The sequence below is a fragment of the Streptomyces sp. 2323.1 genome (genome assembly GCF_900221035.1).
Taxonomy (GTDB): Bacteria; Actinomycetota; Actinomycetes; order Streptomycetales; family Streptomycetaceae; genus Streptomyces; species Streptomyces sioyaensis.
Map to the genome: position 1 here is coordinate 3,415,282 of NZ_LT907981.1, position 22,724 is coordinate 3,438,005.

The 22,724-nt window shown below is 71.7% G+C and carries 26 protein-coding genes; 17 read left to right on the forward strand and 9 right to left on the reverse strand.

Annotated elements, in window-relative coordinates; translation table 11 throughout:
• Positions 1 to 65: 65 nt before the first annotated feature.
• The 3 genes from CPH93_RS14195 to CPH93_RS14205 all read right to left on the reverse strand — a co-directional run bounded on the left by CPH93_RS14195 (position 66) and on the right by CPH93_RS14205 (position 3,184).
• Positions 66 to 1,178 (reverse strand): S1C family serine protease, encoded by a 1,113-nt coding sequence (locus CPH93_RS14195; protein ID WP_096213063.1) that lies wholly within the window; start codon positions 1,176 to 1,178, stop codon positions 66 to 68.
• A gap of 113 nt (positions 1,179 to 1,291) precedes the next feature.
• Positions 1,292 to 2,317 (reverse strand): LacI family DNA-binding transcriptional regulator, encoded by a 1,026-nt coding sequence (locus tag CPH93_RS14200; RefSeq protein ID WP_093484557.1) that lies wholly within the window; start codon positions 2,315 to 2,317, stop codon positions 1,292 to 1,294.
• A 24-nt stretch (positions 2,318 to 2,341) separates the two neighbouring features.
• Positions 2,342 to 3,184 (reverse strand): response regulator transcription factor, encoded by an 843-nt coding sequence (locus tag CPH93_RS14205; RefSeq protein ID WP_093484556.1) that lies wholly within the window; start codon positions 3,182 to 3,184, stop codon positions 2,342 to 2,344.
• A 247-nt stretch (positions 3,185 to 3,431) separates the two neighbouring features.
• On the opposite strand from CPH93_RS14205, the gene CPH93_RS14210 reads away from it, so the two are divergent.
• Positions 3,432 to 4,295 carry an alpha/beta hydrolase family protein gene (locus CPH93_RS14210; RefSeq protein ID WP_443031447.1) on the forward strand — a complete coding sequence of 288 codons (864 nt, stop codon included), beginning with the start codon at positions 3,432 to 3,434 and terminating at the stop codon, positions 4,293 to 4,295.
• A gap of 24 nt (positions 4,296 to 4,319) precedes the next feature.
• Here CPH93_RS14210 and CPH93_RS14215 read toward each other — a convergent pair whose 3' ends face one another.
• Both CPH93_RS14215 and CPH93_RS14220 read right to left on the reverse strand, forming a co-directional pair.
• Complete coding sequence (locus tag CPH93_RS14215) at positions 4,320 to 6,221, reverse strand: ABC transporter ATP-binding protein (protein WP_173909980.1); 1,902 nt, start codon at positions 6,219 to 6,221, stop codon at positions 4,320 to 4,322.
• 107 nt (positions 6,222 to 6,328) lie between these two features.
• Positions 6,329 to 8,062 carry an ABC transporter ATP-binding protein gene (locus CPH93_RS14220; RefSeq protein ID WP_093484553.1) on the reverse strand — a complete coding sequence of 578 codons (1,734 nt, stop codon included), beginning with the start codon at positions 8,060 to 8,062 and terminating at the stop codon, positions 6,329 to 6,331.
• Positions 8,063 to 8,272: 210 nt separating this feature from the next.
• On the opposite strand from CPH93_RS14220, the gene CPH93_RS14225 reads away from it, so the two are divergent.
• From CPH93_RS14225 to CPH93_RS14250, 7 genes are all read left to right on the forward strand, one after another.
• Positions 8,273 to 8,518 (forward strand): MoaD/ThiS family protein, encoded by a 246-nt coding sequence (locus tag CPH93_RS14225; RefSeq protein WP_093484552.1) that lies wholly within the window; start codon positions 8,273 to 8,275, stop codon positions 8,516 to 8,518.
• Between the two features lie 10 nt (positions 8,519 to 8,528).
• On the forward strand, positions 8,529 to 9,803 hold the full coding sequence (locus CPH93_RS14230) for a hypothetical protein (protein ID WP_096213065.1): 1,275 nt from the start codon (positions 8,529 to 8,531) through the stop codon (positions 9,801 to 9,803).
• A 239-nt stretch (positions 9,804 to 10,042) separates the two neighbouring features.
• Positions 10,043 to 10,744, forward strand: a complete 702-nt coding sequence (locus CPH93_RS14235) for an LmeA family phospholipid-binding protein (protein WP_173909811.1) — start codon at positions 10,043 to 10,045, stop codon at positions 10,742 to 10,744.
• Between the two features lie 343 nt (positions 10,745 to 11,087).
• Entirely contained in the window at positions 11,088 to 11,195 is a 108-nt protein-coding gene (locus CPH93_RS37590; protein ID WP_350252853.1) for a putative leader peptide, read from the forward strand.
• Positions 11,196 to 11,361: 166 nt separating this feature from the next.
• Entirely contained in the window at positions 11,362 to 12,207 is an 846-nt protein-coding gene (locus CPH93_RS14240; protein ID WP_093484550.1) for a sulfurtransferase, read from the forward strand.
• A 40-nt stretch (positions 12,208 to 12,247) separates the two neighbouring features.
• Complete coding sequence (locus tag CPH93_RS14245; RefSeq protein ID WP_006603933.1) at positions 12,248 to 12,535, forward strand: DUF1416 domain-containing protein; 288 nt, start codon at positions 12,248 to 12,250, stop codon at positions 12,533 to 12,535.
• A 147-nt stretch (positions 12,536 to 12,682) separates the two neighbouring features.
• Positions 12,683 to 12,970 carry a DUF3099 domain-containing protein gene (locus CPH93_RS14250; RefSeq protein ID WP_078568648.1) on the forward strand — a complete coding sequence of 96 codons (288 nt, stop codon included), beginning with the start codon at positions 12,683 to 12,685 and terminating at the stop codon, positions 12,968 to 12,970.
• Positions 12,971 to 12,984: 14 nt separating this feature from the next.
• Here the strand turns inward: CPH93_RS14250 and CPH93_RS14255 are convergent, their stop codons facing one another.
• On the reverse strand, positions 12,985 to 13,350 hold the full coding sequence (locus CPH93_RS14255) for a DsrE family protein (RefSeq protein WP_006603935.1): 366 nt from the start codon (positions 13,348 to 13,350) through the stop codon (positions 12,985 to 12,987).
• Positions 13,351 to 13,674: 324 nt separating this feature from the next.
• On the opposite strand from CPH93_RS14255, the gene CPH93_RS14260 reads away from it, so the two are divergent.
• The 3 genes from CPH93_RS14260 to ygfZ all read left to right on the forward strand — a co-directional run bounded on the left by CPH93_RS14260 (position 13,675) and on the right by ygfZ (position 15,914).
• Positions 13,675 to 14,262: an FABP family protein gene (locus CPH93_RS14260; protein WP_096213066.1), complete on the forward strand. Its 588-nt coding sequence runs from the start codon at positions 13,675 to 13,677 to the stop codon at positions 14,260 to 14,262.
• Between the two features lie 170 nt (positions 14,263 to 14,432).
• Positions 14,433 to 14,891 (forward strand): Fur family transcriptional regulator, encoded by a 459-nt coding sequence (locus tag CPH93_RS14265; RefSeq protein ID WP_096213067.1) that lies wholly within the window; start codon positions 14,433 to 14,435, stop codon positions 14,889 to 14,891.
• Between the two features lie 9 nt (positions 14,892 to 14,900).
• Positions 14,901 to 15,914 (forward strand): CAF17-like 4Fe-4S cluster assembly/insertion protein YgfZ, encoded by a 1,014-nt coding sequence (gene ygfZ / locus CPH93_RS14270; protein WP_096213068.1) that lies wholly within the window; start codon positions 14,901 to 14,903, stop codon positions 15,912 to 15,914.
• A 106-nt stretch (positions 15,915 to 16,020) separates the two neighbouring features.
• Here ygfZ and dtd read toward each other — a convergent pair whose 3' ends face one another.
• Complete coding sequence (dtd, locus tag CPH93_RS14275) at positions 16,021 to 16,446, reverse strand: D-aminoacyl-tRNA deacylase (RefSeq protein WP_093489002.1); 426 nt, start codon at positions 16,444 to 16,446, stop codon at positions 16,021 to 16,023.
• A gap of 364 nt (positions 16,447 to 16,810) precedes the next feature.
• Between dtd and CPH93_RS14280 the strand changes: the two genes are divergently transcribed.
• The 4 genes from CPH93_RS14280 (at position 16,811) to CPH93_RS14295 (ending at position 19,912) form a co-directional block, all read left to right on the forward strand.
• Positions 16,811 to 17,356, forward strand: a complete 546-nt coding sequence (locus CPH93_RS14280) for an RsiG family protein (RefSeq protein ID WP_324844929.1) — start codon at positions 16,811 to 16,813, stop codon at positions 17,354 to 17,356.
• 47 nt (positions 17,357 to 17,403) lie between these two features.
• Complete coding sequence (locus tag CPH93_RS14285; RefSeq protein WP_231977334.1) at positions 17,404 to 18,423, forward strand: asparaginase; 1,020 nt, start codon at positions 17,404 to 17,406, stop codon at positions 18,421 to 18,423.
• A gap of 320 nt (positions 18,424 to 18,743) precedes the next feature.
• Positions 18,744 to 19,175, forward strand: a complete 432-nt coding sequence (locus CPH93_RS14290; protein ID WP_006603943.1) for an ankyrin repeat domain-containing protein — start codon at positions 18,744 to 18,746, stop codon at positions 19,173 to 19,175.
• Between the two features lie 170 nt (positions 19,176 to 19,345).
• A complete protein-coding gene (locus tag CPH93_RS14295) occupies positions 19,346 to 19,912 on the forward strand; it encodes an NADPH-dependent FMN reductase (RefSeq protein WP_093484544.1) in 567 nt (188 codons plus the stop codon).
• Between the two features lie 229 nt (positions 19,913 to 20,141).
• On the opposite strand, the gene CPH93_RS14305 is transcribed toward CPH93_RS14295, so the two are convergent.
• Both CPH93_RS14305 and CPH93_RS14310 read right to left on the reverse strand, forming a co-directional pair.
• Positions 20,142 to 20,963 carry a class I SAM-dependent methyltransferase gene (locus CPH93_RS14305; protein WP_096213069.1) on the reverse strand — a complete coding sequence of 274 codons (822 nt, stop codon included), beginning with the start codon at positions 20,961 to 20,963 and terminating at the stop codon, positions 20,142 to 20,144.
• A gap of 76 nt (positions 20,964 to 21,039) precedes the next feature.
• Positions 21,040 to 21,450 (reverse strand): VOC family protein, encoded by a 411-nt coding sequence (locus CPH93_RS14310; protein ID WP_096213070.1) that lies wholly within the window; start codon positions 21,448 to 21,450, stop codon positions 21,040 to 21,042.
• A 209-nt stretch (positions 21,451 to 21,659) separates the two neighbouring features.
• On the opposite strand from CPH93_RS14310, the gene CPH93_RS14315 reads away from it, so the two are divergent.
• Together CPH93_RS14315 and CPH93_RS14320 are read left to right on the forward strand one after the other, a co-directional pair.
• A complete protein-coding gene (locus CPH93_RS14315; protein ID WP_173909981.1) occupies positions 21,660 to 22,247 on the forward strand; it encodes a TetR/AcrR family transcriptional regulator in 588 nt (195 codons plus the stop codon).
• Positions 22,248 to 22,314: 67 nt separating this feature from the next.
• Positions 22,315 to 22,689, forward strand: coding sequence for a VOC family protein (locus CPH93_RS14320; protein WP_096213071.1), 375 nt, complete (start codon positions 22,315 to 22,317; stop codon positions 22,687 to 22,689).
• Positions 22,690 to 22,724 lie beyond the last annotated feature (35 nt).

Here is a 22,724-nt window from a genome sequence, read left to right on the forward strand (position 1 = left end):
GGTCTCGTGCCGGGGTGGTGGCGGGCCGGGGGCATCGGCCGGGGGTAGCCGGGGAGGGTGGGAGATCAGACGCCGCTGTTGCTGCCTCCGCTCCCGCCGCCGCGCAGCGAGTCGAGGTCGGCCTTGACGGTGTTGATCGGGATGGCGAAGCCCAGGCCGATGCTGCCCGCCGAGCCGCCCGACGAGCCGCCGGCCCCCGAACTCGGCGCGTACATCGCGGAGTTGATGCCGATGATCTGGCCCTGCATATTGATCAGGGCGCCGCCGGAGTTGCCCGGGTTGAGCGAGGCGTCGGTCTGTATCGCCTTGTACGAGGTCTTCGAGGAGCCGGTGTCGCCGTTGAACTGCCGGCCGCCGAACTCGAACGGCCAGCCGCCGTCGTCGCCCCCGTTGCCCTGCTGCCCCTGGCTCTCCTCCTTGGGCACGGTCACATCCCGGTTGAGCGCCGAGACGATTCCGCTGGTCACCGAGCCGGTCAGGCCCTCGGGCGAGCCGATCGCCACCACCTGGTCGCCGACCGCGATCTTGTCGGAGTCGCCGAGCTGGGCCGCGGTCAGGTTCTTGGCGCCGCTGACCTTGACCATCGCCAGGTCCTTGTCGGGGTCGGTGCCGACGACCTTGGCCGTCTTGCGGCTGCCGTCGCTGAAGGTCACGGTCACCGTGCGCGCGCCGGCCACCACGTGGTTGTTGGTGACGATCTCGCCGCTGCTGGTGACGACCACGCCCGAGCCGGTGGACTCCCCGTTCGCGGTCCGGGCCTTGATCTCCACGATCGCCGGGCTGACCGCCTTGGCCACCGCGGAGACCCCGCTGCCGCTGGGCTTGTCGCCCGCATTGACCAGTGGGGTGGAGGAGGTGTTCTGCGTCGCCCGGTCGGTGGCGTCGGAGATCAGCGCTGCGCTGCCGCCGCCGATGAGACCGGAGATGAGCGCCACGGCCGCGATCAGCGCGACCGGCCGGCGGGGCCGGCGCCGTGACGAGGGGGCGTACGAGGGTGGCGGTGGCACCTCCTGCCCGGCGCCGCCCGGGACGCCGTCATGGGCGCTCTGGGCGTACTGGCTGCCGTACCCGTACGCGGAGGCGTAATCGTTGCGGTCCGCGGAGGCGTAGTCGTTGCCGTCCGCGGACGTCCGGTCCTGGGGCGTCTCATCGCCGCTTCGGCGGTAGCTCTCGGTCATGTCGAAAACTCTGTGCCCGGTACATGAGAACAGGCTGAGAGCGTCCTGAGGAACCCGACAGAAGTGGGTATGCCCGATATAAAGACGCCGGGTTCAGGGCCCCGCCCGCAGCCTCAACCGCCGCAGCCGCAGGACCGCCGGACCACCAGCCGCGAGGGGAACTGCCGCAGCCGCTCCCGCCGGGAGCCGACCACCCGCAGCCCGTCGTCCAGCACCAGATCGACCGCAGCGCGCGCCATCGCCTCGCGGTCCGAGGCGACCGTGGTCAGCGGCGGATCGGTCAGCGCGGCTTCCTTCACGTCGTCGAAGCCCGCGACCGCCAGCCCACCGGGCACATCGATGCGCAGCTCGCGGGCGGCCCGCAGCACGCCGATCGCCTGGTCGTCGGTGGCGCACATGATGGCCGGCGGCCGCTCCGGCCCGGCCAGCAGCTTCAGCGCGACCTGGTAGGCGTCGTAGCGGTTGTACGGGGCCTGGAAGTAGCGCCCCTCCGCGGACTTCCCGGACTCCTGCATGGCCCGCCGCCAGCCCTCGACGTGGTCGGTGACCGGGTCGCCGGACTTCGGGGTCTCCTCCGTACCGCCGAGGAAGGCGACGTAGGGATGGCCGTGCTCCAGCAGATGCCGGGTCGCCAGCTGCGCACCCCAGACGTCGTCCGTCATCACCGCGACATCGTCGATGGCGTCCGGCCGGCGGTGCAGCAGCACCACCCGGGCGTCCCAGGCGTCGATCTCGGCGGCCGCGTGCTCGCTGGGGCCCTGGCTGATCAGGATCAGCCCGGACACCCGCATCCCGAGGAAGGCCCGCAGATAGTGCACCTCGCGCTCGTCGAGGTAGTTGGCGTTGCCGACCAGGACCATCTTTCCGCGCTCGGCGGCGGCCTGTTCGACGGCGTGCGCCATCTCCGCGAAGAACGGCTGCCGGGTGTCCGGCACGATCAGCCCTATGAGGTCGGTACGGCGGGACGCCATCGCCTGCGCCACCCGGTCCGGCCGGTAGCCGAGCTCCTTGATGGCGGCGAGTACCCGCTCGCGCGTGGCCGGGGCAACCGGCCGTGGTCCGTTGTTGATGACGTAACTGACAACGGCGGTGGACGTACCCGCCAGTCTTGCCACATCATCCCGCGTCACCTTGGCCACGCGCGGCAGTCTACGCGGGTGGTGCTACCGGCGGGCAGGCTGCGCATCAGGGGAGTCCGCGCCCGCGGTGACCGCCCTCCCGGAGCCGTCACCGTCCGGTGCGCCGCGGCCGTCCCGCTGCGCCGTTCCCGGGGCCGAAGACTCCGCCGCCTTCGCGGCGTCGCCCTTGCCCTTGCTCTCCCCCGACCGCTCCGGCTTCTCCGGCACCACGAAGCGGTAGCCGACGTTGCGGACCGTGCCGATCAGCGACTCGTGCTCGGGGCCGAGCTTGGCGCGCAGCCGCCGGACGTGGACGTCGACCGTCCGCGTACCGCCGAAGTAGTCGTAGCCCCACACCTCCTGGAGGAGCTGGGCGCGGGTGAAGACCCGGCCCGGGTGCTGCGCCAGATACTTCAGCAGCTCGAACTCCTTGAAGGTCAGGTCCAGGACCCGGCCCTTGAGCTTCGCGCTGTAGGTCGCCTCGTCGACCGAGAGATCGCCGCTGCGGATCTCCATCGGACCGTCGTCGGTGGTGATCTGCTGGCGGCCCATGGCCAGCCGCAGCCGCGCCTCGACCTCGGCGGGGCCCGCCGTGTCCAGCAGGACGTCGTCCACGCCCCAGTCGGCGGTGACGGCGGCCAGCCCGCCCTCGGTGACGACCAGCACCAGCGGACAGCCGGGTCCGGTGGACCGCAGCAGCTGGCACAGGGACCGTACGTGGGGCAGGTCGCGGCGGCCGTCGATCAGTATGACGTCGGCCCCGGGGGTGTCGATGAGTGCCGGTCCCTCGGCAGGGGCCACCCGCACGCTGTGCAGCAACAGGCCGAGCGCCGGGAGCACCTCCGTCGACGGCTGGAGTGCGTTGGTCAGCAGCAGGAGTGAACTCACGCGCGACCACCTGCCCGGTTGCCGGGGTGTTCCGCCCCTTGCTGTGTGCGGTCCTGCCTGCTTCGCTCGCCCATGACGTCTGGTTCCTCCTCGGTCCCTGCGACGGGGGCACCTCCCGGCCTCGGCCGGGGTGTCTGCGGCACTGCTTCGTACGGGTCCTCGCAGCCGCGCGTGAACGTGGCTGAAAGCACAAAAGGACCCGGGGGCAACGCTGCCCGGATCCTTCTTGCCCAGCAGAATAGCTCACATGACTCCCGGACCCGAGGCCGAATGTGCAGCCTCTTGTGTTTCCTCGATCACTTCGAGTGGTCATCGGGTGTGCCTGTTGACCGCCGACGGGGTCCGGATCGAGGCCGCCAACACCCCCCGTCGGGCCCCATCTGAAGCGGATCCGGCGGCCTGCGCCGACACCCCGGCGATCGTCCTGGCGCACGGCTTCACCGGGGCCCTGGAACGCCCCGCACTTCGTCGGGCAGCTGCCGCATTTTCCCAGCATGCGGACGTGATCACGTTTTCTTTCCGTGGACATGGCGGCTCCGGCGGGCGTTCCACGGTCGGCGACCGCGAGGTCGAGGATCTGGCCGCCGCGGTCCGCTGGGCCCGCGCCCTGGGCCACCGCCGGGTCGCCACCGTCGGCTTCTCCATGGGCGGCTCGGTCGTCCTGCGGCACGCGGCCCTGCACGGCCCGGGGGAGCACGGGGAGCGCACGGATGCGCACCCCGACACGGTCGTCGCGGTGAGCGCCCCCGCACGCTGGTACTACCGCGGGACCGCGGCCATGCGCCGCCTCCACTGGGTGATCACCCGCCCCACCGGGCGGCTCGTCTCCCGGCTCGGGCTGCGCACCAGAATCCACCCCGAGGACTGGGACCCGGTCCCGCTCTCCCCCACCGAGGCCGCCGGGCTGATCGCGCCCACCCCGCTGCTGCTGGTCCACGGCGACCGCGACCCGTACTTCCCCCTCGACCATCCCCGGATGCTGATGTCGGCCGCCGACCCCGCGACGGCGGAGCTGTGGATCGAGCGCGGCTTCGGCCACGCCGAGAACGCGGCCGCGCCGGAGCTGCTGGGGCGGATCGGGGAGTGGATCACGGCGCACACGCCGGCGTAGGGCATCGGCCGCCCGCTACGCCGCTCACTCCGTCTCGGCCACCGCCTCCGCGAACTGCGCCGCATACAGGCGGGCATAGGCGCCGCCCGTCGCCAGCAGGGCGTCATGGGGGCCCTGCTCGACGATCGCGCCGTTCTCCATCACCAGGATGACGTCGGCGTCGCGGATGGTGGAGAGCCGGTGGGCGATGACGAAGCTGGTGCGGCCGCTGCGGAGCTGGGCCATCGCGTGCTGGATGAGCACCTCGGTGCGGGTGTCGACCGAGCTGGTGGCCTCGTCCAGGACGAGGATGGCCGGTTCGGCGAGGAAGGCCCGGGCGATGGTGATCAGCTGCTTCTCACCGGCCGAGACGTTGCCGCCCTCGTCGTCGAGCACGGTGTCGTAGCCGTCCGGCAGGGTGCGCACGAAGCGGTCGACGTGGGTGGCCCTGGCCGCCGCCACGATCTTGTCCATCGAGGTGCCCGCGGGTGCTCCGTAGGCGATGTTCTCCGCGACCGTGCCGCCGAAGAGCCAGGTGTCCTGGAGGACCATGCCGATGTGGGACCGCAGCTCCTCGCGCGACATGGCGGCGATGTCCGTGCCGTCGAGGGTGATCCGGCCGCCGCGCACCTCGTAGAAGCGCATCAGCAGATTGACCAGCGTGGTCTTTCCGGCGCCCGTCGGGCCGACGATCGCCACCGTCTGCCCGGGGTGGACGGCCAGCGACAGCCCCTCGATGAGCGGCTTGTCGGCCGAGTAGTGGAAGGTGACGTCCTCGAACCCGACGCGTCCCTCGACCCGTTCGGGCCGGGCCGGCCGGGCGGCGTCGGGCTCCTGCTCGGCGGCGTCGAGGAGTTCGAAGACCCGCTCGGCGGAGGCGACGCCGGACTGGACGAGGTTGGCCATCGAGGCGACCTGGGTGAGCGGCTGGCTGAACTGCCGGGAGTACTGGATGAAGGCCTGGACGTCACCGATGGACAGCGCCCCGGAGGCGACCCGCAGACCGCCGACGACCGCCACCATGACGTAGTTCAGATTGCCGATGAACATCATCGCGGGCTGGATGATCCCGGAGATGAACTGGGCCCGGAACCCGGCGGCGTACAGGGCCTCGTTCTGCTGCCGGAACAGCTCGGCGGACTCCCGCTGACGGCCGAAGACCTTCACCAGGCTGTGGCCGGTGTACATCTCCTCGATGTGCGCGTTGAGTTTGCCGGTGGTCTTCCACTGCCGGACGAACTGCGGCTGGGCGCGCTTGCCGACCTGGGTGGCGACGACGATCGAGGCCGGGACGGTGACCAGGGCGACCAGCGCCAGCAGCCACGAGATCCAGAACATCATCGTCAGCACCCCGGCGATGGTCAGCAGCGAGGTGACGATCTGGCTGAGGGTCTGCTGCAGCGTCTGCTGGATGTTGTCGATGTCGTTGGTCGCCCGGGAGAGCACCTCGCCGCGCTGCTGCCGGTCGAAGTAGCTCAGCGGCAGCCGCGCCAGCTTCTCCTCGACCTGCTCGCGCAGCCGGAAAACGGTCCGCTGGACGACCCGGGTGGCGATCCGGGCCTGTACGAAGCCGAACACCGAGGCGCCCGCGTAGATCAGGGCGGCCCAGAGCAGGACCCCGCCGACGGCGCCGAAGTCGATGCCCTGGCCGGGGACGAGCGGCATCGCGCCGAGCATGTCGGCGAGCCCGCCCTGGCCGTGGGCGCGCAGCTGGGCCACCGCCTGGGCCTTGGTGATCCCCTCGGGCAGCCGGCGGCCGACGATGCCGGACATGATCAGGTCGGTGGCCCGGCCGAGGACCTTGGGGCCCACCACCGTCAGCGTCACACTGAGCGCGGTCAGCACCAGCGCGAGGCCGATCACCCCGCGCTCGGGCCGCATCTGGGCCAGCAGCCGCTTGCCGGAGCCCTTGAAGTCCATCGACTTCTCGGTGGGCTGGCCGCCCATCATCCGGGCGGGCCCGATCGCCGGGGCCGGGCCCCTTCGGGATGCCGCTTGGGCGCTCCCCCCGCCGGCGGACGGGGTCCCGGCGGCCGGCGCCTTGTCCGCGGTGGTCACGCCGCCTCCTGCTCGGTGAGCTGGGAGAGCACGATCTCCCGGTAGGTCTCGTTGCCGGCCATCAGCTCGGTGTGCGTGCCGGTGCCGACGACCCGGCCCTCGTCGAGGACGACGATCCGGTCGGCACCTCGGATCGTGGCGACCCGCTGGGCGACGATCAGCACCGTCGCGCGGCCGGTCTCCCGGGACAGCGCGGCCCGCAGCGCCGCGTCCGTCGCATAGTCCAGCGCGGAGAAGGAGTCGTCGAAGAGGTAGATCTCGGGCCGGCGCACCAGCGCCCGCGCGATGGCCAGCCGCTGCCGCTGGCCGCCGGAGACATTGCCGCCGCCCTGCGCGACGGGGGCGTCCAGACCGCCCTCCATCCGCTCGACGAACTCCCGCGCCTGGGCGGTCTCCAGGGCGTGCCACAGCTCCTCGTCGGTGGCGTCCGGATTGCCGTAGCGCAGATTGGTGGCGACGGTCCCGGAGAAGAGGTACGGCTTCTGCGGGACCAGGCCGATGGTCCGGGCCAGCGTCTCCTGGTCGAGGGTGCGGACGTCCTCGCCGTCCACCAGGACCGCTCCGCCGGTCGCGTCGAACAGCCGCGGGACGAGCCCGAGCAGGGTCGACTTGCCGGAGCCGGTGGAGCCGATGACGGCGGTGGTCTCACCGGGGCGGGCGGTCAGCGAGATGTCCTTGAGGACCGGCTGCTCGGCACCGGGGAAGCGGAACTCGACGTGGCGCAGCTCCAGTTCGCCGTGCCGGCGCAGCTCGGTGACCGGGTGTGCGGGCGGGATGACGCTGGAGTCGGTCGACAGCACCTCCTGGATGCGCTCGGCGCAGATCTCGGCGCGCGGCAGCATCATCACCATGAACGTCGCCATCATGATCGACATCAGGATGTACATCAGGTAGCTGAGGAACGCCGTCAGCGCGCCGATCTGCATCTCGCCGGAGTCGATCCGCAGCCCGCCGAACCAGACGACGGCCACGCTGGAGAGGTTCACGATCAGCATGACCAGCGGGAACATCATCGACATCAGCCGGCCGGAGCGCAGCGACACCTCGAACAGATCGGTGTTGGCCCCGGCGAAGCGCTCGCGCTCGTAGCGGTCGCGGACGAAGGCGCGGATGACGCGGATACCGGCGATCTGCTCGCGCAGGACGCGATTGACGGTGTCGATGCGCTGCTGCACCCCACGGAAGAGCGGCCGCAGCCGGCGCACGATCAGGGAGATCAGGAAACCCAGCACCGGCACGATGACCAGCAGCAGGCCGGACAGCGGCACGTCCTGGCGCAGCGCCATCAGCACACCGCCGATGCACATGATCGGCGCCGAGACCATCATCGTGAACGTCATCAGCACCAGCATCTGGACCTGCTGGACGTCATTGGTCGTGCGGGTGATCAGCGACGGCGCCCCGAAGGTGCCCATTTCCCGGGCGGAGAAGGACAGCACCCGGTCGAAGACCGCGGCGCGGACGTCCCGGCCGAGCGCCATGGCCGTACGGGCACCGAAATAGACCGCACCGATCGCGCAGACGATCTGCAGGACAGTGACGGCGATCATGAAACCGCCGGTGCCGAGGATGTAGCCCGTGTCCCCCTTCACGACACCGTTGTCGATGATGTCGGCGTTGAGGGTGGGCAGATAGAGCGTGGCCAGGGTCTGGATCAGCTGGAGCAGCACGATCAGGGAGATCGCGCGTCTGTGGGGCCGCAAATGCGCCCATGCAAGTCGGACCAACACACAGTGAGCCTAGGCGAACATGTGCCCACAGCAACCGAAATTCCGCGGCCGGCATCGCACGGACCGTCAGCCTTGCCGGACATTGCCCGGAACCGGACCGCCCGCCACGTACGCCATCATGGAGGCGGCAACGACGGGGTGCCCGCCACCACGGGCAGCCCCCCGACCGACCGACACGACGAAGAGGCCGCCGTGACAACAACTGGCACCGTGCGCTACTGGGCAGCGGCCAAGGCCGCCGCCGGCACGGCAGAGGAGCCGTATGCGGCGGCGACGCTCGCCGAGGCGCTCGACGCGGCGCGGGCGGCGCACGCCGCGAACCCCGAGTTCGCGCGCGTACTGCTGCGCTGCTCCTTCCTGGTGGACGGCGATCCGGTCGGCACCCGCGACCACGGGGCGGTGCCGCTGGCCGAGGGCGGGACCGTCGAGGTACTGCCGCCGTTCGCGGGAGGGTGAGCACACGATCATGAGCGACAACCAGCACCGCAACCCGTACCAGCCGCACGATCCCGCCGCACGACAGGACCCGTACGGCCGCCCCGATCCGTACGCCCCGCAGGAGCCCTACGTCCCACAGGATCCGTACGCCCCCCGGCCGCAGCAGTCCGCGCAGGCGCCGTACGGCCGGCCGGCCCACGCCGCGTCCCCGCAGCAGCCGGGGCAGGACCCGTACGGCCGGCAGTACGGGCAGCAGCAGTACGGGCGGGAGGCGTACGGGCAGCAGCAGTACGGGCAGCGGCCGCAGCACGCACGGCAGCAACCGCAGCAGCCCCAGCAACCCCAACAGCCCGCACCGCAGCCGCCCTACGGCCACGATGGCCACCGCCTCCCGTCCGCGGAGCCCTCGCAGCTGCCGCCCCAGCACCAGAGCGCGCGACCGGCCGAGGACACCTACGGCCGCGCCCACCCCCAGCAGGCCAGGCCGGCGCCCGCCACGCCCGCGGCCAAGCCGCCGCTGCCCACCCCGCCGGTCTCCAGCGCACCGCTCGCGGCCAACCAGCGCGCCCGCGCCGAGGGCCGCTCGCCGATCATCCCGCCCGGCATCCAGCCGGCCGCGCTGACCGCCGGGCTCGCCCTGCTGCTGGCGCTGACCGCGCCGCTGGGCCGCCCCGTGCTCGCCGTCCCGGTGGCGCTGCTGCAAGCGGTCACCGCCGCCGGCTGGTTCCGGCTCAACGGCATGTGGCCGGCCCGGCAGGGCATCGCGCTCGCCTTCCTGGCCGGTCTGACCACCGATGCCGCGTTGCTGGCCACCGACCGGGAGAGCGCGCCGCTGGTGGGCATCGGCACGCTCGGCGTGTGGTGTCTGCTCGTCCTCGTCCTCCAGCTGCGCAACCGCAGCAGCGCCGACGAGCGGATGTACGCCCTGACCGCGGGCCTGACCTCGACCGCGCTCGTGGTGCTCGCCGCCGGCCAGCTCGCGGCGAGCCCGCATGCGGTGGTGGTCGGCGCCGCCGGGGCCGCGGTGGCCACCCTCGCCCGTGCGCTGCCGCTGCCCGGCCCCGCCTCGGTCGGCGTCTCCCTGGTGGCCGCCGCGGGCGCCGGTATCGCGGCCGGACAGCTCACCGGCCTCGGTGCGTCCGGTGCGCTGCTGGGCCTGGCGGCCGGCGGCTGCGCCCTGATCGGGCTGCGGGTGGCCAGTTACGACTACCCGTCCCGCTTCGTCCATCTGACGGCCGGGGTGGCCCTGCCGCTGGCCCTGGCCGCGCCCGCGGTCTACGTCCTGGGGCGGACGCTGGGATGACCACGCCGGGATAGCCACCGAAGCACGCACAGAAGCCGCAGAATCCGCGGGAACCACAGGAACCACAGGATTCAGCGGCGAAACGGAGCGGCGGCCGCCGGAAAAGCACCCTGTGCCGTCCGGCGGCCGCCGCCTCCCGCTTCCCGTACCCCGTCGTCTAGGCTCCCCCGGAACGCAGGCAGGGGGCCTGCCCGGACGAGTCGGCCGGTATCCGGCCCAGGTGTGGGGGAAGTGGTTCGATGCGTGCACTGCGCGTGCTGTTGTTCGTCGTGGTCATACTCGGCGGGCTGTTCGTGGCGGCCGACCGGGTCGCGGTGAATCTCGCCGAGGACAAGGCGGCGGACAAGATCCGCAGCAGCCAGGGGCTCGACAAGGCGCCGAACGTCGCGATCAAGGGGTTCCCGTTCCTGACCCAGGTCGCCGGGCGCAGCCTCCAGGAAGTGGACGCCGACCTCGGCGGCATCCAGGCCCGTGCCCAGGGACGCACGCTGCGCATCGACCAGCTGTCCGCACAGTTCCACGAGGTCACGCTGAACAGCGACTACACGTCCATCGAGAGCGCCGCCTGGGCGACCGGCAACGCCCGGATCAACTACGCCGACCTGACCAAGGCGGCGGGCGCCGACGTCAAGGTCACCTACGGCGGGCAGAAGAACGGCCGCAGCCAGGTCAAGATATCGCCGAACGTCCCGCTGCTCAGCCAGCTGGACGTGACCGGCTCCATCAGCATCGTGCACGGCGACACCGTCCGGCTGCGGGCCGACGGGCTCCCCGGGATGTGCAAGGTCCTCCCGGGCTGTGAGGCCAAGGTCCGTGCCCAGACCGACCACGACTGGAAGCTGGAGCAGCTGCCCGGCAACCTGAAGCTGGAGAAGGTCGTGACGATGCCCGACGGCATCTCGATCTCCGCCTCCGGCAAGAACGTCAAGCTTCCCGGCTGACCGACCGCCACGGTCGACCGGCCACCACGACCGACCGGCCACCACGACTGACCGATCCGCCACGGCGGGCCGCCCCACCGGCCCGCCGCCTCCGCCGCCCGTTCCGCCACCTCCGTCGGCCGCTCGTCCCGCCCGGTCGGCCCGCGCCGCCGCCCGGATCCGTACCGCCGTCCATTTCCTGAGACGCCCCGGTCCGTACGCCAGACCCCCCACCGGCGTACGGGCCCCGCGGACCTGCGGAGGCGCGCCCGGGAACGCATCGCGTCCCACATCGCGGACAATCACGTCTCGCTATTCGACACGCCGGTGACACGCCCCACTCTGTCTCCCTACGATCGGAGCCATGCAGAGCTCATTGAGCGGTCTCCGTCCACGGGGACGTGCGGTACTGACGAAGCGGCGGGCAGTAGACCTGTGCCGCGTCGCCGCCATGCTCTGTCGCCCTGTCTGACGGGCCATCCCCGCCCGTCTTCACCCGGCCGGCCCCTCGGGCCGCCGTCCGCTCGCCCCCGCACAGCGCCCGCCCGGACCTCCCGCCCGGAGATCATCCGCGCACACCCGGCGGAACCGCGTGCCACTCTGCAACCGCCCCCGCAACTGCCCCGGAGGAGAACACCATGAGCCGTAGCGACGTCCTCGTAGACGCCGACTGGGTCGAAAGCCACCTTGAGGACCCGAAGGTCGTCCTCGTAGAGGTCGACGAGGACACCTCGGCCTACGACAAGAACCACATCAAGAACGCCGTCCGCATCGACTGGAAGCAGGACCTCCAGGACCCGGTGCGCCGCGACTTCGTCGACCAGGCGGGCTTCGAGAAGCTGCTCTCCGCGAAGGGCATCGCCAACGACGACACGGTCGTCCTCTACGGCGGCAACAACAACTGGTTCGCCTCCTACGCCTACTGGTACTTCAAGCTCTACGGCCACGACAGCGTCAAGCTGCTCGACGGCGGCCGCAAGAAGTGGGAGCTGGACTCGCGCGACCTGGTCGACGGCTCCGAGGTCCCGCAGCGCCCGGCCACCGAGTACAAGGCCAAGGCCCAGAACACGGCCATCCGCGCCTTCCGTGACGACGTCGTCGCCGCGATCGACAACCTCAACCTCGTCGACGTGCGCTCCCCCGACGAGTTCAGCGGCAAGCTCCTCGCCCCGGCGCACCTCCCGCAGGAGCAGTCGCAGCGCCCCGGCCACGTGCCCAGCGCCCGCAACATCCCGTGGTCGAAGAACGCCAACGACGACGGCACCTTCAAGTCGGACGACGAGCTCAAGGCCCTCTACGAGGAGGAGTCCGTCGACCTGGCGAAGGACACCATCGCCTACTGCAGGATCGGCGAGCGCTCCGCGCTGACCTGGTTCGTGCTGCACGAGCTCCTCGGCCAGACCAACGTCAAGAACTACGACGGCTCCTGGACCGAGTACGGCTCGCTGGTCGGCGTGCCGATCGAGCTCGGCGCCAACAAGTAACCACCCCCGCTTCTCCGTTACCCCTCAAGGAAGTACCCCTATGTGTGGAGCACAGGCAGGCGGCCCGGACGCCTCGACCATCAAGCCCGGTGAGACCACGATCCAGGGCAGCGTGACCCGCGACGGCGAGCCCGTCACCGGTTACGTCCGACTCCTGGACAGCACCGGCGAGTTCACCGCCGAGGTCCCCACCTCCGCGACCGGACAGTTCCGCTTCTACGCGGCCGAGGGCACCTGGACGCTGCGTGCGCTCGTCCCGGGCGGCACCGCGGACCGCACCGTCGTCGCCCAGAAGGGCGGCCTGGCGGAGGTTGCCATCGCCGTCTGACGGCAATGATGGCCGAAGGGCCGCACCCCAGAGGTTTGGACGCCTTGATCGGGGGTGCGGCCCTTCGGCCGTGCCCGGGCTCTGCGCGGCCGGGGCCGGGGCTCCGCCCGACTTCTGTCCGGCCCCGTGCGGACTTACCGTGGAGACATGGACGCGCACCGCCGGTCGCCCGTAGAGCGCCGCCATCGCAGGTACTTCGTCCTGATGGGCGTGTGCCTGGTGCTGTTCGTCCTCGCGTGGGGCGTGGTGCGGCTGTGGTCGGTGCCGGCCGCGGTGGGGATGTGCGTCGTCGCCATGGTGATCCCGCCGGTCGCGGCGATCATCGGCAACCGCCGGGAGCCCGGCGAGCGCTGGTGGGACGAGTCCGGCGATCCGGAGTCCGACCGCTGGTGGCGCGAGCTGGACGACCGGGGGGACGACAAGCACCCCCAGTAGGCCGCCCGCGGGCCTCAGTAGACCAGCGCCTGGACGTCGTCCGGCATGATCTCGCTGACGAACACCTGGGCGCCGGCGATCCCGGCCCCCTCGATCAGGTCCTTCTGCTCGATGTCACGCCGCGCCGCGCACTGGGTGCAGACCGTGAGGGCCCCGCCGCCGGCCCGGATGCCGTCGATCAGCTCCGGCAGCGGCGCCGCGTGCGGCAGCTCGAACTCCGCCGCCCGTCCCGGCAGCGCGAACCACACCGACTCCCCGGTCAGCCACAGCGACACCTCGACGCCGCTGGCGACCGCCACCGCCGCCACCGTGAACGCCTGCGAGCACCGCTCGGGCGCATCCGCACCCGCCGTCACCTTGATCACGAGCTTCTTCGCCATGGGGCAAGAGTAGGCGGGAGAAGCAGGATGGGGGTGCCTCCCTGCTCCTTCAGAGCTTGGGGGAAGACCTCACAGCGCCGCTGTCAGCGCCGCCGACTAGACTCGCAGGCGGTCCGTTACACCCTCACTCCGTCCAAGGAGCGCGCTCGTGCTTGAGGCATTCTTCACCACCCTGCTGGTTCTGGTCGCCGTCGGTGTGCTCGGGTTCGCCGCTCTGACCTGGCAGAAGCTCTACCAGGGACAGCGCTGACCGACCGCCGGCCCCGGCCGGCCGCGCGCCTCGCGCACCCCTTCCGCCCCCTTCTATAGATCGTCTGAGCTCTCATGATCGAGATCCCGTCCGACCTGAACCCGGCCCTGGTGCCGCTCGCCTTCCTCCTCGGCAACTGGGAGGGCGCCGGCGTCGCCGACTTCCCGGGGACCGAGAAGTGCAACTTCGGGCAGGCGGTCACCTTCACCCACGACGGCCGTGACTTCCTCGAATACACCTCGCACAGCTGGGTGCTCGACGGCGAGGGCAAGAAGGTCCGCCCCCTGGAGACCGAAACCGGCTTCTGGCGCATCGACGCGGACCGCAAGGTCGAGATCGTGATGTGCCGCGACCAGGGCGTGGTGGAGGTCTGGTACGGCGAGCTGGCCGACCAGAAGCCGCAGATCGACCTGGCCACCGACGCCATCGCGCGCACCGCCGCGTCCGGCCCGTACAGCGGCGGCAAGCGGCTCTACGGCTACGTCAACAGCGATCTGATGTGGGTTGGCGAGAAGTCCACCCCGGACGTGCCGCTGCGGCCCTACATGTCGGCGCATCTGAAGAAGGTCGCCGACCTCAAGGAATGGGCGGAGAGCCTCCCCGACGACATGCCGGACGGCGTCTCCTTCTTCCGGCCGGACGGCACGCCCTACAACCCGTAAGGCACCCGGGAGAGTCCGCCCCCGTTGTGGGGCGGACGGTCTCCTCCCGCACGCCCGGTTGCCCGCGGCGCGCAGCGCTCCGCACCACGCGCCGTGGACGGCGGCCGAAGACCACCGCACAGCAGGCAGGAATCTTCGCCGTCCCGGGGAGAGCACTTCATACTGGCGGTGTGGTGACCAAAGACTGGCAGAGCGACCTCCGCAGGCGCGGATACCGCCTGACCCCGCAGCGTCAGCTCGTGCTGGAGGCTGTGGACAGGCTGGAGCACGCCACCCCGGACGACATCCTCACCGAGGTGCGCAAGACGGCGGGCGGGGTGAACATCTCCACCGTCTACCGGACCCTGGAGCTCCTGGAGGAGCTGGACCTGGTCAGCCATGCCCACCTCGGCCACGGCGCCCCCACGTACCACCTCGCCGACCGCCACCACCACATCCACCTGGTGTGCCGGGACTGCACGGACGTCATCGAGGCGGATCTGTCGGTGGCCGCACCGTTCACGGCGCAGCTGCGCGAACAGTTCGGCTTCGAGACGGACATGAAGCACTTCGCGATCTTCGGGCGCTGTGCGGCCTGCCGGGGCAAGGCCGCCCCGGGCGACGCTGAGGCAGTTGCCGGCGAGTCGTAGGCTGGGCGCATGCTGCGACAATCACCCGCCAGCCCCCTGCTGTCGCTGCCCGGCGCCGTCCCCGCCGAGGCCCCCGACGAAGGCGTTGCCGCCCACTACGGCGACCTCTTCCGGGAGCAGCGCGCGCTCGCCGACGGCTCCGGCTTCGTCGACCTCTCGCACCGCGGCGTGGTCACCGTCACCGGCGCCGAGCGGCTGAGCTGGCTGCATCTGCTGCTCACCCAGCACGTCAGCGACCTCCCGCCCGGCCAGGCCACCGAGGCGCTGATCCTCTCCGCGCACGGCCACATCGAGCATGCCGTCTCCCTCGTCGACGACGGCGAGACGACCTGGATGCACACCGAACCGGGCATGCAGGAGGCGCTGATCGCCTACCTGGAGAGCATGAAGTTCTTCTACCGGGTCGAGGTCGCCGACCGCACCGACGAGATCGCCGTCGTGCATCTGCCGGCCGGCTCCATCACCGAGGCGCCCGAGCACACCGTCGTCCGCGAGACCCCGCACGGCCGCGATCTGTTCCTGCCGCGCACCGGCCTGGAGGCGTTCGCCCTCGGTTTCCCTGGGGGTACCTCCCGGACGAAGTCTGGGGGAGGCCCGGCCATCGGCGTACTGGCGCTGGAGGCGCTGCGCGTCGAGGCCCACCGCCCCCGGCTGGGCATGGAGACCGACCACCGCACCATCCCGCACGAAGTGGGCTGGATCGGCAGCGCCGTCCACCTCCAGAAGGGCTGCTACCGCGGCCAGGAGACCGTCGCCCGGGTCCACAACCTCGGCAAGCCGCCGCGCCGGCTGGTCTTCCTGCACCTGGACGGCAGTGAGGTCCATCTGCCGCCGCACGGCACCCCCATCCGCCTCGCCGCGGACGGCGAGGAGGGCCGTCAGCTCGGCTTCGTCACCACCTCGGCCCGCCATCATGAGCTCGGCCCGATCGCGCTCGCCCTGGTCAAGCGGAACGTGCCGGTGGACGCCCCGCTGATGGCGGGCGGCACCGCGGCGGCCCAGGAGGTCGTCGTCGAGCCGTAGCGGCGAGCGGGCTCCCGCCCCGGCGGAGGGTTCCCGCCCCGGCTACGGCTGCCGTGACGCGGCGGGCAGCTCCGGTCCCGGGTCTCGTCCCGGGCTCCGGTCCCGGCTACACCTCGATCAGTACCGTGAACGGCCCGTCGTTGGTCAGCGACACCTTCATGTCGGCCCCGAAGCGGCCGGTCTCGACCGCGGCGCCCAGCGCCCGCAGCTGTGCGACAACCTCGTCGACCAGCGGCTCGGCGACCGGCCCCGGGGCCGCGGCGTTCCAGGTGGGCCGACGCCCCTTGCGGGCGTCACCGTAGAGAGTGAACTGGCTGATCACCAGGAGCGGCGCCGAGGTGTCCGAGCAGGACTTCTCGCCCTGCAGCAGCCGCACCGACCACAGCTTGCGGGCGAGCTGCGCCGCCTTCTGCGGGGTGTCGTCGTGCGTGACCCCCACCAGCACGCACAGCCCCTCACCGACGATCTCCCCGACCGTCTCGCCCGCCACCTCGACGCGTGCGCCGTCAATCCTCTGCACCACAGCTCGCATACCCGCCATGATGCCGGGCGGCCCGCCGCCTTCGGACAGCAGTGCCCCCACGGGGGCCGTTCGGGTGCCATGGCCCTGCAGAAGGACCGCCCAGAGTGGCACGATGCGTGCACGTGGTGCGTTTCATGGACAACATGCCCAGGACGCGGCACCGGACGAGGGGACGGAACGATTCATGAGCACTCTCGGCGCCGGACAGACACCCGGTCCCGTACCAACCGCCCGTACGACACCGACCGGACGGACGACATCCACCGCCCCCACGACAGACCCAGCCCGTCCGGCACCCGGCACCCCACCGCCGCCCACCGCCCTGACGACGACCACGACCGCGGCAACGGCCCCCGGCACGGAGGACGGCCCCATGCTCCCGGCAGGCAAGGCGCAGCACCCCCGCCCCCCGCAGCAGCGCGACCACTGCCGTCCGGCGACGGCCCCCGATCTGTCCGGTCTGGGGCTGCCCGAGCTGCGGGTGGTACGGCGTGATTCGCAGCAGGAAGAGGCCGATCTCAGCTACGTGCGGCGGCTGTTGCAGGGCCGGATCGACATTCTGCGGGCCGAGATCGCCCGCCGGACCACCCAGCACTCCCCCCTCCTCGACCGGCTCCCGGAGATCCTGACGGACCTTCCGTCGCGGCACCGCTCCTCGGCGCGGCACGTGACGCTCGGGACCCCGCACAGCGAGGAGTACCGCAGGCTGGCCGAGGAGATGCTCGGTGAGGTGGAGCTGTCCGACCTCACCGCGCGTACGGACCAGGAGCTGCACGACGCGATGGGCCGCCTGATCCGCTACGAGCAGCAGGTGTCGCGGCGCCGCCAGTCCCTGCAGCGCACCACGGACGATTGCAGTGCGGAAATCGCCCGCAGGTACCGTGAAGGCGAAGCCCAAGTAGACGACCTGCTGTCCTGACGGCCACAAGCCTCCGGGGGCGCAGGCCACTCCCCGGAAGGCCACCGATGACCTCGCCCACTCCGATATCCGCGCCGACCCCGGGCTCCGCCACGTCCCCGGTTTCCGGGGCGGCGGTGCCCGTCGCGGCGCACCCCGTCCTCGCCGAGGTCGTCCGCTCCGGCTTCGTCGAGGGCCGGCACCGCGGCTCGCTGGTGGTCCTCGCGGCCGACGGCAGCGTGGACTGGGCGCTGGGTGAGGTCACCGCGCCGGTCTTCCCCCGCTCCACGAACAAGCCGATGCAGGCGGCTGCGGTGCTGCGGGCGGGCCTGGACCTCTCCGGTGAGCGGCTGGCGCTGGCCGCCGCGAGCCACTCCGGTGAGCCGTTCCACCTCGCGCTCGTACGGACCATGCTGGCCGAGCACGGGCTGACCGCCGACCAGCTGCAGACGCCGGCGGACCTGCCGCTGGACCCCGAGGAGGCCGAGGCCTACCTCGCCTCGGGCCGGGCCCGGGAGCGTCTCACCATGAACTGCTCGGGCAAGCACGCCGCCATGCTGGCCGCCTCCGCCCGCAACGGCTGGCCGCTCGCCTCGTACCTCGACCAGGACCATCCGCTGCAGCAGCTGGTGGCCGAGGGGGTCCGCACCGCCGGCGGCGAGGACGTCGCCCACATCGGCACGGACGGCTGCGGCGCGCCCCTGCTCTCCCTCTCCCTGACGGGCCTGGCCCGCGCCTTCCGGCACTTCGTCCTGGCCGCCCCCGGCACGCCTGAGCGGCGGGTCGCGGACGCGATGCGCGCCCACCCGGAGTTCGTCGCCGGCACCCGCCGCCCCGACACCTGGCTGATGCAGGCCCTCCCCGGCACCCTCGCCAAGATGGGCGCCGAGGCCGTCCAGGCCCTGGCCCTTCCCGACGGCCGCGCGCTGGCCTTCAAGATCGACGACGGCGCCACCCGCACCCTCGGCCCGGTCCTCGCCCGCACCCTGCGCCTCATGGGCATCGACCACCCCGTGCTCTCCCGCCTCGAAGACGCCCCGCTCCTCGGCGGCGGCGCCCGGGTCGGGGAAATCCGCGCCAGTTTCTGAGGGGCGGGACGGGGGCGGCTCGGGGTGGCGGTTGCGAGGGCTCCGGGGCGGGGGCTGACGGCCCCGGGCGGTGGCTGCGGACGGGTCCGGGCGGGGCTGTGACGGCTCGGCCCGTGGCTGCGGGGCCGTGGCTGCACCGCCCCCTGCCGGCCGCAACGGCACGCTCCATGCGCCACGAGCACCTCACCGCGAGCCCGTACGGCCGCGAACGAGCCACCGCGCACCCGCCCCACCCGTGCCCGCTGCCGCAACGGCGTGGGCCTGCATAAGGTGGCGATGACAGCGCACGCATCACCCACCACAGCAGGAGGCCGGCGACCATGAGCGACGCGAATTCCGAGCCGCAGGGGCCCGAGGCGATCGAGCACGCGCACGACCCCGAGGTACTGCAGCTCGCGGCCAAGGTGTTCGACCTGGCGCGGAACGGTGACACCGACACCGTCGCCGCCTACGTGGACGCGGGCGTTCCCGCCAACCTGACCAACGACAAGGGCGACTCGCTCGTGATGCTGGCGGCGTACCACGGCCACCCGGCCACCGTGGAGGCCCTGTTGCAGCGCGGCGCCGACGCCGACCGCCCCAACGACCGCGGCCAGACCCCGCTCGCCGGCGCGGTCTTCAAGGCCGAGGACGAGGTCGTCAAGGTCCTGGTGGCACACGGCGCGGACCCGTCGGCGGGCACCCCCTCGGCGATCGACACGGCCCGGATGTTCGAGAAGGCGGAGCTGCTGAAGCTTTTCGGGGCGGAGTGACCTGACCGGCGGGCGGCATGGCGGGGCACGGCAAACGGGCTGGCGGGCGGCCCGGGGCGCCCCGCCCGCGCTTGACCTCAAGTTCGCTTGAGGTCCTAGCGTCGAGTCCCGACGGCGCCCCAGCCGTCACCGACTCACGCGTCGTCACGCCACGCCACGAAGGGCCCCGCATGTCCGAGCACCCGTACCGCCTCGCAGTGATCATCGGCAGCACCCGGGAGGGCCGGTTCGCACCCGTCATCGCGAACTGGTTCACCCGGCAGACCGAACGCCACCCGCACATCGACGTGGACGTCATCGACCTGGACGCGGTCCGCCCGTACGAACTCCGTTACGGCAGCGAGGAGTACGAGTCCTACGCCAAGCGCGTGGACGAGGCGGACGCGTTCGTCGTGATCACCCCGGAGTACAACCACTCCTTCCCCGCCCCGCTCAAGCACGCCATCGACCTGCTGCACGCCCAGTGGCAGGCCAAGCCGGTCGGCTTCGTCTCGTACGGCGGGATCTCCGGCGGCCTCCGCGCCGTCGAACAACTGCGGCTGATCTTCGCCGAGTTGCACGCCACCACGGTGCGCGAAACGGTGAGCTTCCCGCTCGCCGGCACTCTCTTCGACGACGCCGGCGACCTGCACGAACCGGCCGCCGCCGCCAAGGCTGCCGACGCCCTGCTCCACCAGCTGACCTGGTGGGCGGTGACCCTCCGCGAGGCCCGCGCGACCCGCCCCTACGGCGGCTAGGCGTATTGCTCACTAGCGGCGTTCACAACCGCTGGGTCTTGATCATGGCGAAGACCTCCGGTGCGGCGGAGCTGTCTAGGACTCCACGGCACGGAGGTCTTCGTGTGCCACCGTAATGCCCGGCCGGCCGTCTTGGGGAGGCGGCTGCTGGTCGAACGTGTCCGTTCCGGACGGCCGGTGGCTCATGCAGCAGCGCCGAAACCGGCCGGCCGGCCGCGCCAGGCAGAAGTCAGCGCACCGCCGTCACGACATGCATGCGCATCGCGCACGGAATGCGCCCGTCCGGCAGGGCCATCGCCGCCGACTCCGCCTCGAAGCGGGCCCGCAGATCCGCCGTGACCGAGGCATCGAGCGGCCCGACATCGTAGAACGCGCTCACGGTGCGCCAGATCCGGTAGGGCGGGCCGGTCAGATCGACACGTACGGTCTCCCACTCCACCGGGCCGAATCCGGCCGGGCGGAAGACCGCGTCGAAGCCGTCGCGGGTCCGCAGCCGCGGGTCCCCGAGCCGCGGAATCTGCTGTTCCGCGGGCGCCGCCAGGAACAGCGGCTTCGCCAGCCGCAGAAACAGCTCGCACGCCTCACCGCCACCCACCCCGCCGCCCAGGACGACGGCCAGCGTGCCGCCCGGCTCCAGCACCCGCGCCAGCTCGGCCGCCACCCGCTCCACCTCGCCCATCAGCATCAGCGCCATATGGGACGTACAGCCATCGAACTGACCGTCTCGGAAGGGTAGTTGTTGCGCTCGCCCTATACGGAGGTCGGCCCGGTCGACGCCCGGCCGGCGGCTCGCCAGCGCCAGCTCCTCGGCGGACAGATCGAGCCCGGCGAGCTCCCGCCGGGCGCCCCCGTCCCGCTCGGCGAGGAGTTGGAGCAGCAGCCCGTCGCCGCAGCCGAGATCCAGCACCCGGTCGCATGCCGAGACCCGGTCCCGCAGGATCTCGTAACTGGACCGGCCGCCCTCGGCCCGCCCGTGCGCCATGGCCTGCACGGTCACCGAGGGGTGCGCGGCATGAAAGGCCCGCAGAAACTCTTCCTGGTCCGTCGTCATCCACCGATCCTAGGGACCCCGCCCCTCGCCGGCCCTGATGCGCCCCGAACCCAACACCCCACATTCATTGGGGAGTTCACCCTACCGATGGGCGTTCCTGGAGCGCCCAGCCGTTGCCGTCCGGGTCGCTGAAGTAGACGAACGAGTTCCACGCGCCGCCGGGACCGTCGACCATCGCCCCGTTCTCGACATGCTGTACGGGGCCGACCGTCACCCCCCGTTCGGCCAACTCCGCACGGGCCGCGGTGATATCGGGCACCACCAGCTGCAGCCCGTGCACCGAACCGGGCTTCACCTCCGGGTCATCGGTGCCCGCACCGATGACGATCGAGCAGCCCGACCCCGGCGGCGTCAGCTGCACGATGCGGACGTCGCTGCCGACGCACATGTCGTGATCGACGGCAAAGCCCATCTGCTCGCTGTAGAAGCGCTTCGACCGTTCCACGTCGGCAACCGGAATCGGCACCAGTTCGAGCTTCCAGTCCATGGCGCGCCGTCCTTCCGTTCGGCCGGCGGCCCAGGAACGACTGCCGTCGGCACCGGCTCTCCGCGCTGCAAAAAGTCTAGGCAGCGGGGGCGGGATGCGCGCACCCATTGACGGAGTGAGCGCTCACTCCGTACCGTGAAGGCATGACTTCATCACCTTCACCTTCACGCCGACGCGCCCCCGGCATGAGCGTCGAGCAGCGCCGAGCCATGATCGTGGCCGCCGCGCTACCGCTCGTGGCGGAGTACGGCGCGGCCGTCACCACCGGCCAGATCGCCCGCGCCGCCGGTATCGGGGAGGCCACGATCTTCCGCGCGTTCAAGGACAAGGACGAGGTGCTGGACGCCTGTGTCGCCGAGACCGTCGGCACGGACCATGTGCTGCGCGAGCTCGCCTCGATCTCCCTGGACGAGCCGATCGCCACCCGGCTGACCGAAGCCGCCGAGGCGCTGCGCGCCCACCTGGAACGGATGGGCACCGTCATCGGCGCCCTGCACGCCTCCGGCCACCTCCGCGGCCGCGCGCCCGGCCCGGCCGCGCGGAACGCCGGTGACGCCCCGCCGCCGGACGCCCGGGCCCGATCGTTCGCCGCCCTGCGCCACGCCATCATCGAGCTGCTCGAACCCGACCGCGCCGCGTTCCGCCTGAGCCCCGAGAAGGTCGCCTCCGCGTTCCTCGCCCTGCTCTTCACCCGACAGCAGTCTCCGGCCGGCGAAGGCGACACCCCGCTCACCCCCGAAGAACTCATCTCCGTACTACTGCACGGCACCCTCGACGCGGGCCCCGGGAGCGCGTGATGACCATCCCCCCACCGCCCCGGGAACGCCTGATGGCCATGCTCCCCTGCCGCCCCGGGAGCGCCCGATGACGGTAACCCTCAACCACACCATCGTCCCGGCCGCCGACCACCGCACGGCCGCACACTTCTTCGCGTCGGTCATGGGCCTGCCGGAACTCCCGCCGGCCGGCCGCCAGGGACACTTCGCCCCGGTCCGGGTGAACGAGACGCTCACCCTCGACTTCATGACCGTCCCGGACGCCGCAGGCCATCACCTCGCCTTCGACGTGGACTCCGGGACCTTTGACGAAATCCTCGCCCGCCTCCGGGCCGCCGGCGTCCCCTACGGCAACGATCCCGCCGAGCCGGACAACGGCCGGACCGACCATCCGCTCTGCGCCCGCGGTCTGTTCTTCCTCGATGACTCCGGCAACCTCTACGAGGTCATGTCACCGGAGTAGCCGGGCCACGGGGCGCCGGGCCGCCGGGCCGCCGG

Coding starts and splice junctions, on each gene's coding strand:
- CPH93_RS14315 (WP_173909981.1), top strand. CDS start 21,660: ATGATCGTGGCCGCCGCGCTACCGCTCGTGGCGGAGTACGGCGCGGCC.
- CPH93_RS14250 (WP_078568648.1), top strand. CDS start 12,683: ATGGACGCGCACCGCCGGTCGCCCGTAGAGCGCCGCCATCGCAGGTAC.
- ygfZ (WP_096213068.1), top strand. CDS start 14,901: ATGCTGCGACAATCACCCGCCAGCCCCCTGCTGTCGCTGCCCGGCGCC.
- CPH93_RS14240 (WP_093484550.1), top strand. CDS start 11,362: ATGAGCCGTAGCGACGTCCTCGTAGACGCCGACTGGGTCGAAAGCCAC.
- CPH93_RS14235 (WP_173909811.1), top strand. CDS start 10,043: ATGCGTGCACTGCGCGTGCTGTTGTTCGTCGTGGTCATACTCGGCGGG.
- CPH93_RS14285 (WP_231977334.1), top strand. CDS start 17,404: ATGACCTCGCCCACTCCGATATCCGCGCCGACCCCGGGCTCCGCCACG.
- CPH93_RS14215 (WP_173909980.1), bottom strand. CDS start 6,221: ATGGGCGGCCAGCCCACCGAGAAGTCGATGGACTTCAAGGGCTCCGGC.
- CPH93_RS14320 (WP_096213071.1), top strand. CDS start 22,315: ATGACGGTAACCCTCAACCACACCATCGTCCCGGCCGCCGACCACCGC.
- CPH93_RS14310 (WP_096213070.1), bottom strand. CDS start 21,450: ATGGACTGGAAGCTCGAACTGGTGCCGATTCCGGTTGCCGACGTGGAA.
- dtd (WP_093489002.1), bottom strand. CDS start 16,446: ATGCGAGCTGTGGTGCAGAGGATTGACGGCGCACGCGTCGAGGTGGCG.
- CPH93_RS14210 (WP_443031447.1), top strand. CDS start 3,432: ATGACTCCCGGACCCGAGGCCGAATGTGCAGCCTCTTGTGTTTCCTCG.
- CPH93_RS14305 (WP_096213069.1), bottom strand. CDS start 20,963: ATGACGACGGACCAGGAAGAGTTTCTGCGGGCCTTTCATGCCGCGCAC.
- CPH93_RS14230 (WP_096213065.1), top strand. CDS start 8,529: ATGAGCGACAACCAGCACCGCAACCCGTACCAGCCGCACGATCCCGCC.
- CPH93_RS14290 (WP_006603943.1), top strand. CDS start 18,744: ATGAGCGACGCGAATTCCGAGCCGCAGGGGCCCGAGGCGATCGAGCAC.
- CPH93_RS14195 (WP_096213063.1), bottom strand. CDS start 1,178: ATGACCGAGAGCTACCGCCGAAGCGGCGATGAGACGCCCCAGGACCGG.
- CPH93_RS37590 (WP_350252853.1), top strand. CDS start 11,088: ATGCAGAGCTCATTGAGCGGTCTCCGTCCACGGGGACGTGCGGTACTG.
- CPH93_RS14260 (WP_096213066.1), top strand. CDS start 13,675: ATGATCGAGATCCCGTCCGACCTGAACCCGGCCCTGGTGCCGCTCGCC.
- CPH93_RS14255 (WP_006603935.1), bottom strand. CDS start 13,350: ATGGCGAAGAAGCTCGTGATCAAGGTGACGGCGGGTGCGGATGCGCCC.
- CPH93_RS14295 (WP_093484544.1), top strand. CDS start 19,346: ATGTCCGAGCACCCGTACCGCCTCGCAGTGATCATCGGCAGCACCCGG.
- CPH93_RS14245 (WP_006603933.1), top strand. CDS start 12,248: ATGTGTGGAGCACAGGCAGGCGGCCCGGACGCCTCGACCATCAAGCCC.
- CPH93_RS14280 (WP_324844929.1), top strand. CDS start 16,811: ATGCTCCCGGCAGGCAAGGCGCAGCACCCCCGCCCCCCGCAGCAGCGC.